18 protein-coding genes and 1 pseudogene are annotated in these 17012 nt (G+C 68.4%); 8 read left to right on the forward strand and 11 right to left on the reverse strand.

The features are described 5' to 3' along the window. Positions 1-2: 2 nt before the first annotated feature. The 10 genes from ASD78_RS14305 to ykgO all read right to left on the reverse strand — a co-directional run bounded on the left by ASD78_RS14305 (position 3) and on the right by ykgO (position 7651). Positions 3-1208: a TraB/GumN family protein gene (locus ASD78_RS14305; protein ID WP_056102547.1), complete on the reverse strand. Its 1206-nt coding sequence runs from the start codon at positions 1206-1208 to the stop codon at positions 3-5. 150 nt (positions 1209-1358) lie between these two features. Beyond that, positions 1359-2099 carry a hypothetical protein gene (locus ASD78_RS14310; protein ID WP_056102550.1) on the reverse strand — a complete coding sequence of 247 codons (741 nt, stop codon included), beginning with the start codon at positions 2097-2099 and terminating at the stop codon, positions 1359-1361. Between the two features lie 268 nt (positions 2100-2367). Then, positions 2368-3294, reverse strand: coding sequence for an alpha/beta fold hydrolase (locus ASD78_RS14315; RefSeq protein WP_056102553.1), 927 nt, complete (start codon positions 3292-3294; stop codon positions 2368-2370). A 22-nt stretch (positions 3295-3316) separates the two neighbouring features. Beyond that, positions 3317-3928, reverse strand: a complete 612-nt coding sequence (locus tag ASD78_RS14320) for a TetR/AcrR family transcriptional regulator (RefSeq protein WP_056102555.1) — start codon at positions 3926-3928, stop codon at positions 3317-3319. A 71-nt stretch (positions 3929-3999) separates the two neighbouring features. Next, positions 4000-4572: a GNAT family N-acetyltransferase gene (locus tag ASD78_RS14325; protein ID WP_056102558.1), complete on the reverse strand. Its 573-nt coding sequence runs from the start codon at positions 4570-4572 to the stop codon at positions 4000-4002. Positions 4573-4577: 5 nt separating this feature from the next. Beyond that, a complete protein-coding gene (locus ASD78_RS14330; protein ID WP_056102561.1) occupies positions 4578-5465 on the reverse strand; it encodes a carbon-nitrogen hydrolase in 888 nt (295 codons plus the stop codon). 81 nt (positions 5466-5546) lie between these two features. Then, entirely contained in the window at positions 5547-5879 is a 333-nt protein-coding gene (locus ASD78_RS14335) for a hypothetical protein (protein WP_055906717.1), read from the reverse strand. Positions 5880-5901: 22 nt separating this feature from the next. Next, positions 5902-6936, reverse strand: coding sequence for an agmatine deiminase family protein (locus tag ASD78_RS14340; protein ID WP_056102564.1), 1035 nt, complete (start codon positions 6934-6936; stop codon positions 5902-5904). Between the two features lie 38 nt (positions 6937-6974). Then, complete coding sequence (locus tag ASD78_RS14345; RefSeq protein WP_055906723.1) at positions 6975-7310, reverse strand: hypothetical protein; 336 nt, start codon at positions 7308-7310, stop codon at positions 6975-6977. A gap of 215 nt (positions 7311-7525) precedes the next feature. After that, positions 7526-7651, reverse strand: coding sequence for a type B 50S ribosomal protein L36 (gene ykgO, locus ASD78_RS14350; RefSeq protein ID WP_036206164.1), 126 nt, complete (start codon positions 7649-7651; stop codon positions 7526-7528). A gap of 189 nt (positions 7652-7840) precedes the next feature. Between ykgO and cmk the strand changes: the two genes are divergently transcribed. The 8 genes from cmk (at position 7841) to galU (ending at position 16396) form a co-directional block, all read left to right on the forward strand. Further along, positions 7841-8527 (forward strand): (d)CMP kinase, encoded by a 687-nt coding sequence (gene cmk / locus ASD78_RS14355; protein WP_055906726.1) that lies wholly within the window; start codon positions 7841-7843, stop codon positions 8525-8527. A gap of 202 nt (positions 8528-8729) precedes the next feature. After that, a complete protein-coding gene (gene rpsA, locus ASD78_RS14360) occupies positions 8730-10421 on the forward strand; it encodes a 30S ribosomal protein S1 (protein WP_055906729.1) in 1692 nt (563 codons plus the stop codon). 164 nt (positions 10422-10585) lie between these two features. Then, positions 10586-10888, forward strand: coding sequence for an integration host factor subunit beta (locus ASD78_RS14365; RefSeq protein WP_055906732.1), 303 nt, complete (start codon positions 10586-10588; stop codon positions 10886-10888). A gap of 261 nt (positions 10889-11149) precedes the next feature. Then, on the forward strand, positions 11150-11404 hold the full coding sequence (locus tag ASD78_RS14370; RefSeq protein ID WP_055906735.1) for a LapA family protein: 255 nt from the start codon (positions 11150-11152) through the stop codon (positions 11402-11404). 3 nt (positions 11405-11407) lie between these two features. Then, entirely contained in the window at positions 11408-12583 is a 1176-nt protein-coding gene (gene lapB, locus ASD78_RS14375) for a lipopolysaccharide assembly protein LapB (protein WP_056102567.1), read from the forward strand. A 19-nt stretch (positions 12584-12602) separates the two neighbouring features. Next, on the forward strand, positions 12603-13568 hold the full coding sequence (locus ASD78_RS14380; RefSeq protein WP_235565866.1) for a lipopolysaccharide biosynthesis protein: 966 nt from the start codon (positions 12603-12605) through the stop codon (positions 13566-13568). A gap of 15 nt (positions 13569-13583) precedes the next feature. After that, positions 13584-15497, forward strand: coding sequence for a nucleoside-diphosphate sugar epimerase/dehydratase (locus ASD78_RS14385; protein ID WP_055906744.1), 1914 nt, complete (start codon positions 13584-13586; stop codon positions 15495-15497). Further along, on the forward strand, positions 15497-16396 hold the full coding sequence (gene galU, locus ASD78_RS14390; RefSeq protein ID WP_056102569.1) for a UTP--glucose-1-phosphate uridylyltransferase GalU: 900 nt from the start codon (positions 15497-15499) through the stop codon (positions 16394-16396). Before ASD78_RS14385 ends, galU begins: the two co-directional genes overlap by 1 nt. A gap of 220 nt (positions 16397-16616) precedes the next feature. Here the strand turns inward: galU and ASD78_RS21575 are convergent. Beyond that, positions 16617-16865: pseudogene (locus ASD78_RS21575) on the reverse strand (DUF1232 domain-containing protein); the annotation flags it as partial. Between the last annotated feature and the right edge of the window lie 147 nt (positions 16866-17012).

A 17012-nucleotide genomic window follows, 5' to 3' on the forward strand; every position in this document is an offset into this window, starting at 1 on the left:
GATCAGCCGATCAACTTGCCCAACATCCGCAAGCCACCCGTCCACACGCCGATCGCGGTGCCCAGGCTGGTCAGGAAGAAGTTCAGCAGCACCCGCGCGACCCGGTTGCGCCACCAGCCGCGCCAGGTCTGGACGTCGTCGCGCAGGGCCATGAAGTCGGCATAGGTCGGTTTGCGTACCCAGGCTTCGGTGAGCCCGCTGAGCGTGCCCGAGGCCAGGGCCGGGTGCAGCGGCGTGATCGGCGAGGCCACGAACGCGACCAGGATGCTGAGCGGATGGCCGCCGGCGATGGCGCAGCCGATCGCGCCGAGCACGCCGGTCGCCAGCACCCACTGCAGCAGCAGGTCGGAGCCGACGTCGATGCCGCCGCGCCAGAAACCCCAGACGAAGCCGCCGAGCACGAATGCCGACAGGAAGATCGTGAACCAGGGCACCGAGCTCTTCTGCGGCAGCGATTCGAGTTCTTCGCGCACCGTCGCCGGCGCGCGCGTCTCCTCGCGCAGGTGCTGGGCCAGGCCTTGCAGGTGGCCGGCGCCGACCACGGCCAGCACTTCGCGCGCATCGCCGTGCGATTCGCGCAGGCGTGCGGCCATGTAGCGGTCGCGTTCGGCGATCACGCTTTCGTACAGCTGCGGGCTTTCGCTGGCGAATTCGCCGAAGCTGGATTCGAGCAGGTCGCCCTGCTTGAGCTTCTCGATCTCTTCTTCGCCGACTTCCTCGTCGGCGAACAAGGCCGCCAGCAGGCCGCCGCCGAGCTTGGCCCGGCCCCACCAGCCCAGTTTGCTGGAGGCGCGCTTGAAGGTCAGGCCGACCTCGCGGTCGATCAGGTGCACCGGCAGTTCGCGCTGGCGCGCTTCCAGGACCGCGCGCTTGAGCTCGGCGCCGGGCTCGATGCCGAGCTGTTCGGCCAGCCGGCGCTGGTAGGCGGCCAGGGCCAGGTTGGCGGCGAACAGGGCGGTCTTGCCGGTGCGCAGGACCTGGATCAGGTCCAGTCGGGCCAGGGCGTCGGGGTCGGTGAGCGCCTGCAGGCGCTGCGGATCCAGCTCCACCGCGACGGCGTCGTAGGCGCCGCTGCCGATCGCGTCGCGCACCGCGTCCACGCTGGCCTGCGACACATGCGCGGTCCCCAGCAGGGTGTAGCGGACACCGTCGCGTTCGACGATGGCGTGGGGCTGGCCGTGCAGGCCGTCGGTCATCGGATCATTCATTCGGTCGTTGGGCGCCGTACGGGGGCTGGCACAGGAGGCCCGGCAGGATAGCGGCAAATCGCGTAGGTCCGACAGCGGCCGCGGCCAGAAGTGCCCTGGGGATTAAATGCTGGGGCGAAGTGCGGGGCCGAAAGGCCCGGACCTGCACGGTCAGCGGGTGCGGGCGTCGAACGGGGCCCGGTACCAGGCCACCAGGCCGACCGCGAGCAGCAGCGCGCCGATCCAGCGCAGCCAGAGCGGCCAGGCCGGCGCCGGCTGCAGCAGGTCGAGGCGGTTGACGAACAGCGTCTCGCAGGCGCCGTTGCCGGTGTCGTCGCGCGAGACCGAGGTGCCGCGCACGAAGTTCATGCCGGCCTGGTGCCTGTAGACCGCGAGCTGGCCGCGCAGGCGCACCTGGTCGCCGACGCGCAGGCCGCGGATGCGTTCGGCGATGTCCGCACTGTTGGTCAACAGGTGGTTGTTGGACAGGGCGCGGGTGTGCTCGGGGCCGACCGGCACGCCGTAGCCGTACTTGTAGTTGCAGGTCCACTGGCCGTTCCAGAAGGCCATGTGCTCGTAGGCGCCGTCGCTGGCATTGGCGCCCCAGACCAGGCACAGGTCGGCGACGTTGAGATGGTCGTTGGCACGCGCGTGGAAGCTGTCCCAGAACGTGTCCGAGTCGTGCCGGCTCACGATCAGGCCGGTGATGTCGTAGTCGGCGACCGGTTCGATGCGGTAGTCGACATCGCCGGCGCGCACCGAGTACGGCGCGTCCGAGCTCGGGCGCTGCTGCGGTTCGCTGCGGACCTCGGGCAGCAGCAGCGCCGGCTCGGGCACGGTGTCGCGCTTGTAGCAGCCCAATGCGAGCAGTCCGATGCCGAGGATCAGCAGCAGGCGCGCCAGTGCGCTCATCGGCGCGCGCTCCGCCGCGCGTCCGGCCGCGCGGGCCGGGCGTGTGCTTGCCTGAGAGGTGCCACGGTTCGTCCCCCGATCCTGCCGCGGCCTCCAGGCCGCGTGCGCCCAGAGTAGAAGCAAGCGCCGATCCGCGACAAGACGCGACGGGCCGGCGGTCGTCGGGCCGCCGGCCGATTCCGCTATCGAGCCGGTTCTATTGGCTGGGCTCTATTTCCGGCAGTTCCATCCCGGCAAGTTCCGCGCCGTCCGCGCCGATGCCCGGCGCTCAGGCCCAGCCGTAGGGCAGGTTCGGGCTCGACACCAGACGGTCGCCGACCGCCTCGCCGTGCAGGAAGCGCCGCCCGGCTTCGATCACGCTGCGGTCTTCGAGCACGCGCTTGTGGCCCAGGCCGGTGGTGCTGAGCAGGCGCGAATCGGGCCAATAGCGTGCGTAGCGCTCGCCCTCGGACCAGGGCACTTCGCGATCGCCCAGGTCGTGCACGATCAAGGCCGGGCTGGCGATGACCGGTGCGTTCAGATGCGCCTGCTGTTCCTCGAAGCCGATCCCGATGCGCTGCTCGAAGTAGGCGAACATGCGCCGGCACAGGTGCTCGCCGATCCACACCAGATGGGCGAAGCGGTGCGCGGCCGCGACCGGGTCGGCCGCCGGCGCGATCAGCACCGCGCGCTCGGCGCGCAGCCCGCGCGCCATCGCCAGCAGGGTCGCCGCGCCGCCCAGGGAATGCCCGATCACCGCCGCCGCCGGGCCGTAATGGCGGCCGACCGCGAGCAGATGGCGGGTGAAGTCGGGCAGGGTGCTCTGGCGGCCCGCGCTCTTGCCGTGCGCGGGCTGGTCGAACGCGACCACGGCATAGCCGTCGGCGCGCAGGCCCTCCAGCCAGGGCGCGATGCGGGTGCCGTGGCTGGACCAGCCGTGCGCGAACAGCACGTAGGGCTGGGTCCGGGGATCGCCCCAGACATAGGTCGCGATGTCGTGGCCGTCGACCTCGAGCCGGCCCTCGCTGGCGCCGTGGCTGGGCGCGGCCAGGGCGCGGCTGCGCGAGGACGCGAACGGCGTGCTGAACAAGCGTGCCGCCCGGCGCACCGTCGTTTCCGGGGCGAAGCGGCTGCCGATCAGGAAGCCCAGCCGCAGCCCGTATAGCTGAATAAAACTACGAACGGTCGTGCTAATTTTGGAGATGAGCGGGTACATGACGGAGCCTCTCTGCGCGAGATCAGGCGGTGGGGGAGGAGTAGGAACGGATCAGGCGTTCGAACGCGCGTTGCCCGCGCTCGACGCTGGGTTCGAAGCCGAACAGGCCGGCGTCGTGGTGCACGACCAGGGCCAGTCCGTAGATCTCGAACGCCAGCTGATGGGCGTCGGTGTCGGTCTCCAATTCGCCGGCGTCCACCGCCATCTGCACCGCGCGGGCGATGTCGTTGCGCCAGCGGGTTTCGTGCTGCAGGACGCGGTCGCGCAAGGGGCCGGGGCGGTCGTCGTACTCGCTGACGGCCGACAACAGCACGCAGCCGCCGGAGGTATGGCGGGCCCAGTCGAACCAGGCGGCGATGATCGTGCGCAGCCGCGGCAGGCCGCGCTTGGACTTCAGCGCCGGCAGCAGCACGTATTCGAGGAAGCGCTGGCCGGCGGCGTCGAGCACCGCCAGCTGCAGGTCTTCGCGCGAGCCGAAATGGGCGAACACGCCGCTCTTGGACATGCCCACGGCCTGCGCCAAGGGACCGATCGAGAGGCTCTCCAGGCCACCGCCGACGGCGATACTGTAGGCCTGGTCGATGATCGCGTCGCGGGTGGCGGCGCCTTTGCCGGTGGCGGTCAGATTGGACATGGCGGAGAAAATAGCACGTTCGTTCGTTTTTAGCCTACCGCTCATCGGCAAGATTACGGCCAAAGGGCAGTTCAGGATGTGCCGACGCCACCACTTTGGGCGGCGCGTACCTCGGGCGGCGCGGCGCTGTCGCCCGCCCCGAGCGGCCGCAGCATCTGCACCGTGTCCAGCCAGCGCCCGTGCTTGCGCCCCAGGCCTGGGAACACGCCCACGGTGCGGAAACCCAGGCGCTCGTGCAGGGCCACCGAGGCGGCATTGGAGCCGTCGCCGATCACCGCCACCATCTGCCGATAACCGCGCGCCTCGCAGTCTTCGATCAATCGTTGCAGCAAGGCGCGGCCGACGCCGCGGCCCTGGCAGCCGGGCTGCACGTAGACCGTGTCCTCGACCGTCCAGCGGTAGCCCTCGCGGCTGCGGTAGCTGCTGGCGTAGGCGTAGCCGGCGAAGGCGCCGTCGAGTTCGGCGACCAGGTAGGGATAGCCCTGGTCGATCACGGCCTGCCAGCGCCGGCGCATCTCGGCCAGGTCGGGTACGGCGTATTCGTAGGTGGCCACGCCCTCGCGCACTTCCAACGCGTAGAGCTCAGCGATCGCCGTCAGATCGCCGGCGACGGCGGCACGGATCGCGACGGGCGCGGCGCTCACCGGCTTCAGTCGCGGTAGCGCTTGAGCAGGTCGCCGTAGGCGTCGATGCGGCGGTCGCGCAGGAACGGCCAGATCCGGCGCACGTGCTCGCTGCGGCCCAGGTCGACCTCGGCCATCAGGATCTCGGGTTCGGCCTGGACCGACTGGGCCAGGAACTCGCCCTGCGGGCCGAGCACGTGGCTGGTGCCCCAGAAATCGATGCCGGCCGCGTCCATGGGCGATTGCTCGTGGCCGACCCGGTTGCAGCTCAGCACCGGCAGGCCGTTGGCGACCGCGTGGCCGCGATGGCTGAGCACCCAGGCGTCGCGCTGGCGGTCCTTCTCGGCTTGCTCGTCGGTCGGGTCCCAGCCGATCGCGGTCGGGTACAGCAGCAGTTCGGCGCCGGCCAGGGCCATCAGGCGCGCGCCTTCCGGGTACCACTGGTCCCAGCACACCAGCACGCCGAGGCGGCCGACCGAGGTCTGGATCGGCTCGAAGCCGAGATCGCCCGGGGTGAAGTAGAACTTCTCGTAGAAGCCCGGATCGTCCGGGATATGCATCTTGCGGTACTTGCCGGCGGTGGAGCCGTCGGCGTCGAAGACCACCGCGGTGTTGTGGTACAGCCCGGCCGCGCGGCGCTCGAACAGCGAACTGACCAGGACCACGCCGTGCTGCTTGGCCAGCGCGCCCAGGCGCTCGGTGCTGGGGCCGGGGATGGTCTCGGCCAGGTCGAATTCGGCCACCGACTCGTGCTGGCAGAAGTAGGGGCCGTTGTGCAGTTCCTGCAGCAGCACCAGCCTGGCGCCGCTCTTGGCCGCATCGGCGACGCGCGCCTCGATGTTGGCGAGGTTGGCCTCGCGCGAGCCGTGGTCGCGGTCCTGGATCAGGGCGACGGGCAGGGTGGTCTTCTTCATGTTCGGGCTCGGGATCCGGACGCAGGGCGATGAATATTCTAGGCTGCGCGCGCGTCCGCTACCGAATCCGCGTTGAAATCTTCAGGACTCGCGAGCGGCGGCGTTGGCGCCGTCGATCACCCAGGCGATTGCGTTGGCAGCAATAAGCGCCACGAACACCAGCATCGCCTGCCTGGAGCCGGCACCGATTAGCCGGCACACGATCAAAGCCGTCAGGCTGTAGGTCAGGAGCGCCTGCAGTATTAAAGACCCTCGGCTCGCGCGCAGCCCATGACGCCAGTTGAATCCGCCGCGCCAGCGCGGGACGAACAGCCAGAGCCTCAGTAGCCGGGGCTTGAACCACAGGGCGATCAGCATCCCGGTGCCCCAGGCCGCGAACAGCACGCAGGCCACGATCTGCATTGCGGTGGTCATCAGGATCGGCGTGCTGTGCCGCTTACGCGACCACGCCCTGCGGCAGTTGCATGGTGATGCAATGCAGGCTGCCGTTCTGCCAGATCAGCGAACGGCAGGGCACCGGCGCGATCTCGCGGTCCGGGAAGGCCTGGGCCAGCACGGCCTGGGCCGCGGCATCGGCGGCATCGCCGTAGGCCGGCATCAGCACAGCTCCGTTGACGATGAGGAAGTTGGCGTAACTGGCTGCCAGCCTTCGGTTTTCATCGATGACAGGCTGCGGCCACGGCAGCGCGAACAAGCGATACGGCTGACCGTCGCGAGTGCGCAAGGCCGCCAGTTCGGCGGCCATGGCCTGGAGCTCGGCGTAGTGGCTGTCGTTGGGGTCGTCGCAGCCCTGGTAGACGATGGCGTCGGCCGCGGCGAAACGCGCCAGGGTGTCGATATGGGCGTCGGTGTCGTCGCCCTCCAGGTAGCCGTGGTCCAGCCACAGCACCCGGTCCTGGCGCAGCCAGTCCGACAGTTTGGCGGTGATCTGTTCGCGGCTGGCGTCGGGGTGGCGCTCGTGCAGGCACTGCCAGGTGCTCAGCAGGGTGCCCGCGCCGTCGGTTTCAATGGCGCCGCCTTCCAAAGCAAAATCAATGCTTTGGCGATCACTCTTCAAGAAGATTCCCTGCGAGTGCAGGCGCTCGACCAAGAGGTCGTCCTGGCTGGCGTCGAACTTGCCGCCCCAGCCGGTGAAGCGGAAATCGAGCAGGCGGAAACCTTCGCCCTGACGCAGGCTGATCGGGCCGGAGTCGCGCAGCCAGGTGTCGTCGTAGGGCGCCTCGACGAAGCGCACCCGGTCCATGTCGATCCGCGCCGAGGACAGGCGCGCACGGGCATAGGCCTGCACGTCGTCGTCGGCGACGCAGACGATCGCCGGCTGGAAGCGGGTGATCGCCGCGACCAGGGCGATGTAGGTTTCCTCGACCTCGCCCAGGCGGTCGGCCCAGTCGGTGTCGGCGTTCGGCCAGGCGATCAGGACCGCGGACTGGGGTTCCCACTCGGCGGGAAAGCGCAAGGCTTGCCCGGTCAATGCTTGCTCGGTCAAAGCTACGGTCTCGTTCGGCGGCGTCAGCGCACGGGCGGCTTGGGCCCGATCTCTTCGGCGTCGGCCTTGTTGGCGACCACGTCGACCACCTTGTTCTTCTCGAAGTACACGGTGAACGCCGGGTAGACCCAACGGTTGATGGTGGGCCACTGGCGCTTCTGGCCGCCGCGCGGGTCCAGGCGTTCGGCCGGGGCGCCGTAGCGGGCCTCGACCTGGGCCATGGTCTGGCCGCGGACCGGCATCGCCGCCTTGTTTTCCTCGGACACGCGCTCGATCAGCAGGGTGTCGGCGGAGGCGGCGGTGGACAGAAGCAACAGGGCTGCGAACGCGAGTGCGGCGGGAGCGGTGCGGGACGTCATGGGTGCAACCTCGCTGGAGGACGCGAGATTGTACGCACAAGCCCCGATGCCACGGCAGCACGCGGCCGTCACGTTTTCGCGATCCGGCCGGGCGGGCGGGGCGATCGGACCGCAACGCAGAAAGGCCGCCTCGCGGCGGCCTTCCAGGCTAGCGGTCCGGGCGCGAACGCCGCGGACGTGCTTCTTGGCGCTGACGCGCCTTGAAGCGTGCTTTCTTAGCGCTGACGCGCCTTGAAACGCGGGTTCGACTTGCAGATCACGAAGACCTTGCCACGGCGGCGGACGACTTTGCAGTCGCGGTGACGGTTCTTCGCCGACTTCAGGGAGGACAGGACCTTCATGACAGACCTCGGCAACAGGATTGGGTTAGACAGCCCGCGATCATAGCGGGTATTTCCCACTACGATCAAGTGTTTGCAGCAAATTATTTGGCTCTCGGCCGGGCCGGCGGTTCGCGGGGGCCTCGTTGCGGGGCCTTACCGGCCCGCAAACGGGCGGGAAAGGCGTGCCGTCCTTGCATAATAGCCGGCATGACGACTCCCTACGACAGCAGCACCCCCGTCCTCACCATCGACGGCCCCTCCGGCTCCGGCAAGGGCACCATCAGCCGCCTGGTCGCCCAATCCCTGGGCTGGCACTACCTGGATTCCGGCGCCCTGTACCGGGCGGTCGGCGTCGCCGCCGGCTGGGCCGACATCGACTTGGCCGACCCGGCCGCCCTGGTCCGCTGCGCCTTCGACACCCAGATCGGCTTCCGCGACGACGAGCGCGGCGAGCTGCGGGTGCTGGTCAACGACCAGGACGCCACCGACGAGCTGCGCACCGAGACCGCCGGGGCCGCCGCCTCGGCCATCGCCGCCATCCCCGAAGTCCGGGCCGCGCTCAAGGATCGCCAGCGCGCCTTCCGCCAGCCGCCGGGCCTGGTCGCCGACGGCCGCGACATGGGTACGGTGATCTTCCCGGACGCCCCCTACAAGGTCTTCCTTACCGCCAGCGCCGACGAAAGAGCCGAAAGGCGCTATAAGCAGTTGAAAGACAAAGGGGTTTCCGTTACTTTAGATGGTCTGCTGCGGGAGATTCTCGCCCGTGACGCCCGCGACGCACAGCGCGCGGTGGCTCCGCTGCGACCGGCCGACGACGCCGTGCGCATCGACACCACCGGCCTGGGCATCGCCGAGGTGGTCGAACGCGTGCTGGCCTTGTTGCCGGCGCGCTGACGTTTCCGCAAACGCGGACCGAACGCCGCAGAACACGCTGTAAACCACCAGCCCCGCCGCATCCGCGGCGGGATCCACAACGACACATGGCGCAGCTGCATCGCGCCACATAACGGGTGGGTCGACCACGTGCTGCTTGCGTCGCTACGACAGCGACGATGCCAGCCGGTGCGGCCCGTGTGTTCAACCGAGTAATCAACTAATGACCGAATCATTTGCCGAGCTGTTCGAACAAAGCCAGCAGTACCTGGCCAAGCTGAAGCCGGGCGCCATCGTTCTGGGTACCGTCGTCGAGGTCCGCGGCGACGTGGTCGTCATCAACGCCGGCCTGAAGTCCGAAGGCATCGTGCCGATCGAACAGTTCCGTAACGACGCCGGCGAGATCGACGTTGCCGTCGGCGACGAAGTCAAGGTCGCCCTCGACTCGATCGAGAACGGCTTCGGCGAAACCGTGCTGTCCCGCGAGAAAGCCAAGCGCGCGATGGTGTGGGACGAGCTCGAAGAGGCGCTCGAAAAGAACGAGACCATCACCGGCCGCATCAGCGGCAAGGTCAAGGGTGGTTTCACCGTCGACATCAAGGATGTCCGCGGCTTCCTGCCGGGTTCGCTGGTGGACGTGCGCCCCGTGCGCGACTCCGCCTACCTGGAAGGCAAGGAACTCGAGTTCAAGCTGATCAAGCTGGACCGCAAGCGCAACAACATCGTCGTCTCCCGCCGTGCGGTGGTCGAGAGCGAGTACAGCGTCGAGCGCGAGCAGCTGATGGAGAAGCTGCAGGAAGGCGCGATCCTCAAGGGCGTCGTCAAGAACCTCACCGATTACGGTGCGTTCGTCGACCTCGGCGGCATCGACGGCCTGCTGCACATCACCGACATGGCCTGGAAGCGCGTGCGCCATCCGTCCGAAGTCGTGGAAGTCGGCCAGGAGCTCGACGTCCGCGTGCTCAAGTACGACCGCGAGCGCAACCGCGTCAGCCTCGGCCTCAAGCAGCTGGGCGAGGATCCGTGGGACAACATCGCGCGCCGCTACCCGGCCGACACCCGCGTGTTCGGCAAGGTCAGCAACGTCACCGATTACGGCGCGTTCGTCGAGATCGAGCCGGGCGTCGAAGGCCTGGTGCACGTCTCCGAGATGGATTGGACCAACAAGAACGTCAACCCGTCCAAGATCGTGCAGGTCGGCGACGAAGTTCAGGTCATGGTGCTGGACGTCGATGAAGAGCGTCGCCGTATCTCGCTGGGCATGAAGCAGGTCACCTCGAACCCGTGGGAGACCTTCGCGGCCATCCACAAGAAGGGCGACAAGGTCGAAGGCCAGATCAAGTCGATCACCGACTTCGGCATCTTCATCGGCCTGGACGGCGGCATCGACGGTCTGGTGCACCTGTCCGACATCAGCTGGAACACCACCGGCGAAGACGTGGTCCGCAACTACAAGAAGGGCGACACCCTGGAAGCCGTCGTCCTGGCCGTGGATCCGGAGCGCGAGCGCATCAGCCTGGGCGTCAAGCAGCTGGAGCAGGACCCGATGGGTCAGTACGTCGCTTCCAACGCCAAGGGCTCGATCGTCAAGGGCGTGGTGAAGGAAGTCGACGCCAAGGGCGCCACGATCGAACTCGCCGACGGCATCGAAGGCTACGTCGCCGCCCGCGACATCGCCAAGGAGCGCGTCGAGGACGCCACCCAGTACCTCAAGCTGGGCCAGGAAGTCGAAGCCAAGATCATCGGCACGGACCGCAAGGGCCGTTCCATGCAGCTGTCGATCAAGGCCAAGGACGAAGCCGAGCAGCAGGAGGCCCTGGCCGACTACAACCGTTCGGCCTCGGATGCTTCCAGCGGCACCACCAAGCTGGGCGCGCTGCTGCGCGAGCAGCTGAGCGGCAACAAGTCCGAGTAATGCAATGAGTCGAGGCGCGCCGTTCCGGGCAACCGGAGCGGCGTCGCTGCAGTACCGCGGAGGCGGCCCGGCCGAGCCGGGTCGCCTTCGATTTGTGGCACCGTCGCGGCGCCGTCGTACCGGCACCGTCCCGACATCCCCGTACCAGAGATTGCGCTGCGCCCATGACCAAGTCCGAACTCATCGAGATCCTTTCGCAGCGTCAGGCCCACCTGAAGGGCGACGACGTGGATCTGGCGGTGAAGGCCTTGCTCGAAATGATGGGCGGCGCGCTGTCGGTGGGCGAACGCATCGAGATCCGCGGCTTCGGCAGCTTCTCGCTGCATTTCCGTCCGCCGCGCCTGGGCCGCAACCCCAAGACCGGCGAATCGGTCGCGCTGCCCGGCAAGCACGTCCCGCATTTCAAGCCCGGCAAGGAACTGCGCGAACGCGTCAGCGGCGTGGCGCCGCTGGACGATGAAGCTTGAAGCTAGCTTGAGGCTAGGAACTAGTTTCTAGGAATTAGGAAGTAGTTAGGCGGTTGTCGTGGCCTGCGCCACTACCAAGGCAATAGAACGAATCAGGAACGGTCAGAGCGGTGCTGCTCCTGACGGCCTCGTCCTGCCTGCCTCTTAGTCCTCCCAATCCGCCCCCTCATCCGGCCACGCCTTCTTTTACTAGTTCCTAATTCCTAAGAACTCGTTCCTAGCCTTAAGCTAGCAACATCGCGGACCCCGGACCCATCCCCCATGCGCCTGATCCGTTTCCTCATCGCCTTCGTCTGCCTCGCGGCCGGTGCCACCGTCGGCGCGCTCAATCGGCAGATCGTGCCCATCGACCTGGGCTTCGGCACCTTCCCGACCACCCTGGGCGTGGCCCTGATCGTGTCCCTGCTGATCGGCGTGCTCGCCGGCGGCCTGGCGATCACCGCCAGCCTGGTGCTGCCGCTGCGTCGCCGCCTGGCGCGCGCCGAGCGCAGCGCCGCCCTCCCGCGCGAGGCCTGAGGCATGGCCTTCATCAGCGAGTGGTTCTGGTTCTTCCTGCTGCTGCCGATCGCGGCCATCAGCGGTTGGGTGATCGGCCGCCGCGGCGGCGAGCGCCACAGCGACAACCAGGTCAGCCATCTGTCGACCACGTACTTCCGCGGCCTCAACTACCTGCTCAACGAGCAGCCGGACAAGGCCATCGAAATCTTTCTGCATATCGCCGAGCTCGACAAGGACACCTTCGAGACCCAGGTCGCGCTGGGCCACCTGTTCCGCCGCCGCGGCGAAGTCGACCGCGCGATCCGCCTGCACCAGGCGCTGGTGCAGCGTCCCGGCCTGAGCGACCAGCAGAAGGTCCAGGCGCTGCTGGCGCTGGGCGAGGACTACATGCGCTCGGGCCTGCTCGACCGCGCCGAGACCGTGTTCAGCGATCTGGTCGCGCTGGACATGGCGCCGCTGGCGCTGCGCCACCTGATCGGCATCTACCAGTCCGAACGCGACTGGGACAAGGCGATCGAGAACGCGCGCCGCTACGAGGCCGCGACCGGCGAGCCGATGGGCAAGCTGATCGCGCAGTTCGAATGCGAACTCGCCGACCGCCACCGCGCCGCCGGCGAAGTCGACGCGGCCCGCGCAGCGGTCAAGCGCGCCTACGAGGCCGACGCCAATTCGGTGCGCGCGGGCATGCTCGAAGGCCGGATCGAAGTCGAAGCCGGCAACGACGCCGCCGCGATTCGCGCCTTCGAACGCGTGGCCCGCGCCGATCCCGACTATTTGCCGGAAGTGCTGCCCTCGCTGCTGAGCTGCTACGAGCGCGACGGCGACCCGACCGGCGCGCGCGCGTTTCTGGCCGAGATGTGCGAGCACTACCGCGGTATCGCCCCGGTGCTGGCCCTGACCCGCATGGTCGAAGCCGAGGACGGCGTGCCGGCCGCGCGCGCCTACCTCGCGCGCCAGCTCAAGGACCGGCCCTCGGTGCGCGGCGAGGCCGCCCTGATCGACCTGACCCTGGCCGAGGGCGCCGATCCGATGGCGACCTTGCACGACCTCAAGCACATCACCGACCAGCTGCTGGTGCGCAACCCGAGCTACCGCTGCAACCGTTGCGGTTTCGGCGCGCGCAGCCACCACTGGCAATGCCCCAGCTGCAAGGAATGGGGAACGGTCAAACCGCTGCTGAACTACGCGGTGGTCTGATCCGATGGCCAGTTGGCTGATGACCCACCTGCTGATCGGAGCGGTCGGCACTTGGCTGGCGCGTTGGTACGCGCTGCGCATCGACCTCATCGACCACCCCGGCGAACGCCGCAGCCACGTCGTCGCCACACCGCGCGGCGGCGGCATCGCGATCGTGATCGCGCTGCTGGTCGCGACCCTGGCCCTGGCGGTGCGCCTGCCGGCGCAGGCGCCGCTGCTGGCCGCGTTCGGGCTGGGGCTGGCGCTGGTGGCCGGGGTCGGCCTGATCGACGATCACCGGCCGCTGTCGGCGTCGCTGCGGCTGGCTGTGCACGCGCTCGCCGCGGCGGTGTTTGCCTACGCGGTCTGGCACGTGCTGGACGCGCCCTGGCTGGCCCTGGGCGCGTTCGTGGCCGCGCTGGCGCTGACCAACGTCTGCAACTTCATGGACGGGATCAACGGCCTGGCCGCCAGTCAGGCGGCCCTGGTCGCCCTGGCCCTGGGCTGGCTGGCCGGAGCCCCGGGTGCGTGGCTGGGCCTGGCCCTGGCCGCCGCCTGCCTCGGTTTCCTGCCCTTCAACTTCCCGCGTGCCCGGATTTTCATGGGCGATGCCGGTAGCGGGGCGATCGGGTTCGCCCTGGCCGGGCTTGCGGTCTTTGCCTCGGCAGGCCTGGGCAGCCGATCAGCGGTCGTCCTGATGCCGCTTTCGGCCTTCCTCATAGACGCCGGCTTGACACTGCTACGACGCATGCTGCGCAGGGAGCGCTGGTGGACCGCACACGCGCAACACGCATATCAGGTCTGGGCGAGGAGAGTAGGGCACACCAAAGTCACATTCGCCTACGCCATGCATACCCTCGTAGCTGTGCTGGCGCTCCCAATACTGCTGCAAACAAGAATGGCTTTCATGTTGTGTACGGTTGCGGCGTGGTATATGTCCGGCGCTTTTTTGTGGTGGTGGTTACAGCGCGCCGGCTCCGAGCCGGCGTTGAATTCTCCCGGCTAGGTATAGGGGCATGGAATGAGCTCTTGGCGCGATCGTCTCAAAGGTGCACTGCCGCGCATGGCGGTAGTTGCGCACGATCTCGCGATGGTGTGGTTGGTTTGGCAAGCGCTGTACCGTCTGCGCTTCGGCATCATCCCCGCCGCCGTTCCGCTGCCGCTGTGGTCGACCGAGATCGCGCTGGTGATGATCGCGCAGGGCCTGGTGTTCTGGCAGGTCGGCCTGTACCGCGGCCTGTGGCGCTTCGCCGGCGTGCCCGATCTTTGGAATATCTTCAAGGCCTGCATGCTCGGTCTGTTCGCGATCGTGCTGGTGCTGTTCCTGTACAACCGCCTCGACACCACCATGCCGCGCACGGTGCTGGTGCTGTACCCGGTGGTCCTGGTCGGCATGCTGGGTGCGCCGCGCCTGCTGTACCGCGCCTGGAAGGACAGCCGCGTCGAACGCGCCAACACCGCGACGGTGCGCATCCTGATCCTCGGCGCCGGCCGCGCCGGCGAAGCGCTGGTGCGCGACCTGCGCCGCTTCGGCACCTATGAGCCGGTCGGTTTCCTCGACGACGCCGCGCGCCTGCGCGGCAGCAAGGTCCAGGGCGTGCCGGTGCTCGGACGCGTGCCCGAAGTCGCCGAAATCGCACGCGAGACCGCCGCCAAGCTGCTGGTGATCGCGATGCCTTCGGCCGACGCCAACGCGCTGCAGCGCGTGGTGATCGCCTGCGAGCGCACCGGCCTGCCGTTCCGGATGGTGCCGCGCCTGCAGGACGTGCTCGAAGGCCGTTCGCTGCCCGGCGAACTCAAGGAAGTCGCGATCGAGGATCTGCTCGGGCGCAAGCCGGTGCTGCCGGATTGGAAAGCGATCCGCAGCTGGCTGGGCGCGCGTTCGGTGCTGGTCACCGGCGCCGGCGGCTCGATCGGCTCGGAGCTGTGCCGCCAGTGCGCGCGCCACGGCGCCCGCCGCATCGCCCTGATCGAAATCGACGAACTCGCCCTGACCCAGACCGAGGCCGCGCTGCGTCGCGATTTCCCGGATCTGGAATACATCCCGATCCTGGGCGACTGCGGCGACCCGGCGGTGATCGCGTTCGCGCTCGACCAGTCCGAGCCCGACGCGGTCTTCCATGCGGCCGCGTACAAGCAGGTGCCCTTGCTGGAAGCGCAGTTGCGCGAAGCGGTGCGCAACAACGTGCTGTCGACCGCGACGGTGGCCAAGGCCTGCCGCGAATCCGGCGTCGGCACCTTCGTGCTGATCTCCACCGACAAGGCGGTCGATCCGGTCAACGTGCTCGGCGCGACCAAGCGCCTGGCCGAGATGACCTGCCAGTCGCTCGCCGACCAGCGTTCGACCCGCTTCGTGACCGTGCGCTTCGGCAACGTGCTCGATTCGGCCGGCAGCGTGGTGCCGTTGTTCCGCGAACAGATCCGCGGCGGCGGGCCGGTCACGGTCACCGACCCGGAAGTCACGCGCTTCTTCATGACCATCCCGGAAGCCTGCCAGCTGATCCTGCAGGCCTCCGCGATCGGCAGCCATGAAGCGATCTACACCCTCGACATGGGCGAGCCGGTGCCGATCCGCCTGCTCGCCGAGCAGATGATCCGCCTGGCCGGCAAGCAGCCGGGCCGCGACATCGCGATCATCTACACCGGCCTGCGTCCGGGCGAGAAGCTGCACGAGACCTTGTTCCACGCCGACGAGCGCTATCGCCCGACCCAGCATCCGAAGATCCTGCAGGCCGAGCCGCGCGGCGTCTCCGCGTCGGCGATCGAGTCGGCGATCGCGCAGCTGCGCGAGGCTTCGGCGCGCTACGACCGCGAAGCGCTGAACCAGTTGTTGCGCATGGCCGTGCCCGAGTTCGCCCCGGTGGGCGAACATCCCGATTACGTCGAGTCGACCACCGTGGTGGCGTTCCCGACCCGTAACGCCAGGAAGGTTTGATGGCAGCTCGCATCCGTAAAGCGGTGTTTCCCGTCGCAGGACTGGGGACCCGATTCCTGCCCGCGACCAAGACCGTGCCCAAGGAAATGCTGCCGATCGTCGATCGGCCGCTGATCCAGTACGCAGTCGACGAAGCGATCGAAGCCGGTTGCGACACCCTGATCTTCGTCACCAACCGCTACAAGCACGCGGTCGCCGACTACTTCGACAAGGCCTACGAGCTGGAGCAGAAGCTCGAGCGCAGCGGCAAGCTCGAACAGCTGGAGCTGGTCCGCAACGTGTTGCCTCCGGGCGTGCGCGCGGTGTTCGTGACCCAGGCCGAAGCCCTGGGCCTGGGCCATGCGGTGCTGTGCGCCAAGCCCGTGGTCGGCGACGAGCCGTTCGCGGTGGTGCTGCCCGACGACCTGATCTGGAACCGCGGCCCGGGCGCGCTCAAGCAGATGGCCGATGCGGCCGAAGTCTCCGGCGCCAGCGTGATCGCGGTCCAGGACGTGCCGCGCGAGCAGACCGGCAGCTACGGCATCGTCGCCACCGACGGTTTCGCCGCGCGCCAAGGCCGCATTCGCGCCATCGTCGAGAAGCCCAGTCCCGAGGTCGCGCCCAGCAACCTCGCGGTGGTCGGCCGTTACGTGCTCAATCCGCGCATTTTCGGCCTGCTGGAAAACACCACGCCCGGCGCCGGCGGCGAGATCCAGCTCACCGACGCGATCGCCGCGATGCTCACCGAAGAGGCGGTCAATGCCTATCGCTTCCAGGGCACCCGTTTTGACTGCGGCACTCACCTGGGCCTGATCGAAGCCACGATCCGCTTCGCCCTGGACCACGAAGTGCTCAGCGATTCGGCGCGCCAGCTGATGCAGAACGCGTTGAGCGAACTGGGCGTGGCCGATCTGGAGTGAGGCCTGGGCCGGGAAGCAGGAACCCGTAGCCAGGTCGCTTACCCGCTTGTTTATCCGCCGTCGCAGGCATCGCGACGATCGGCGGTGGCGGCTCGACGGGGTCGGCCGCGACGTATCTATAAGCCAGCAAGGCGCATAGCACGGCGAGTCCGATCCAGACCGCCACGATCACAGCGGCCGCGGCGCGGCCTGCCGCGCCGCCCTCCAGACCGCCGTCCTGCGCGGCACGCGCGCGACACTCGGCCATGACGGCCGCTGGAATCATGCGGATCGCCCACGCGATTCCCAGCGGAAGCAGGAGCAGATCGTCCAGATAGCCCAGGACCGGGATGAAGTCCGGAATCAGGTCGATGGGACTGAGCGCGTAGGCCACGATCGCCGCGACCAGCAGCTTGGCGTACCACGGAGTGAGCGGATGCCGCGCCGCGAGGTAGAGCGCGTGGATCTCGCGCTTGAGTTGGCGAGCGCGTTGCCGCAGCGCGTCGATCCATGGCATGCCTTCGACTCCCGCGGCGCTGGGCGATGGCGCCGGCCGCATCACGATGGACGCGAAGTCGGGGCAGGGCAACAGCACCGCCCCGGCGGCGTGATCGCCGGCCGCGTGGCACCGATGGAG

Source organism: Lysobacter sp. Root667 (assembly GCF_001427715.1).
In the GTDB taxonomy this organism is placed as follows: Bacteria; Pseudomonadota; Gammaproteobacteria; order Xanthomonadales; family Xanthomonadaceae; genus Lysobacter.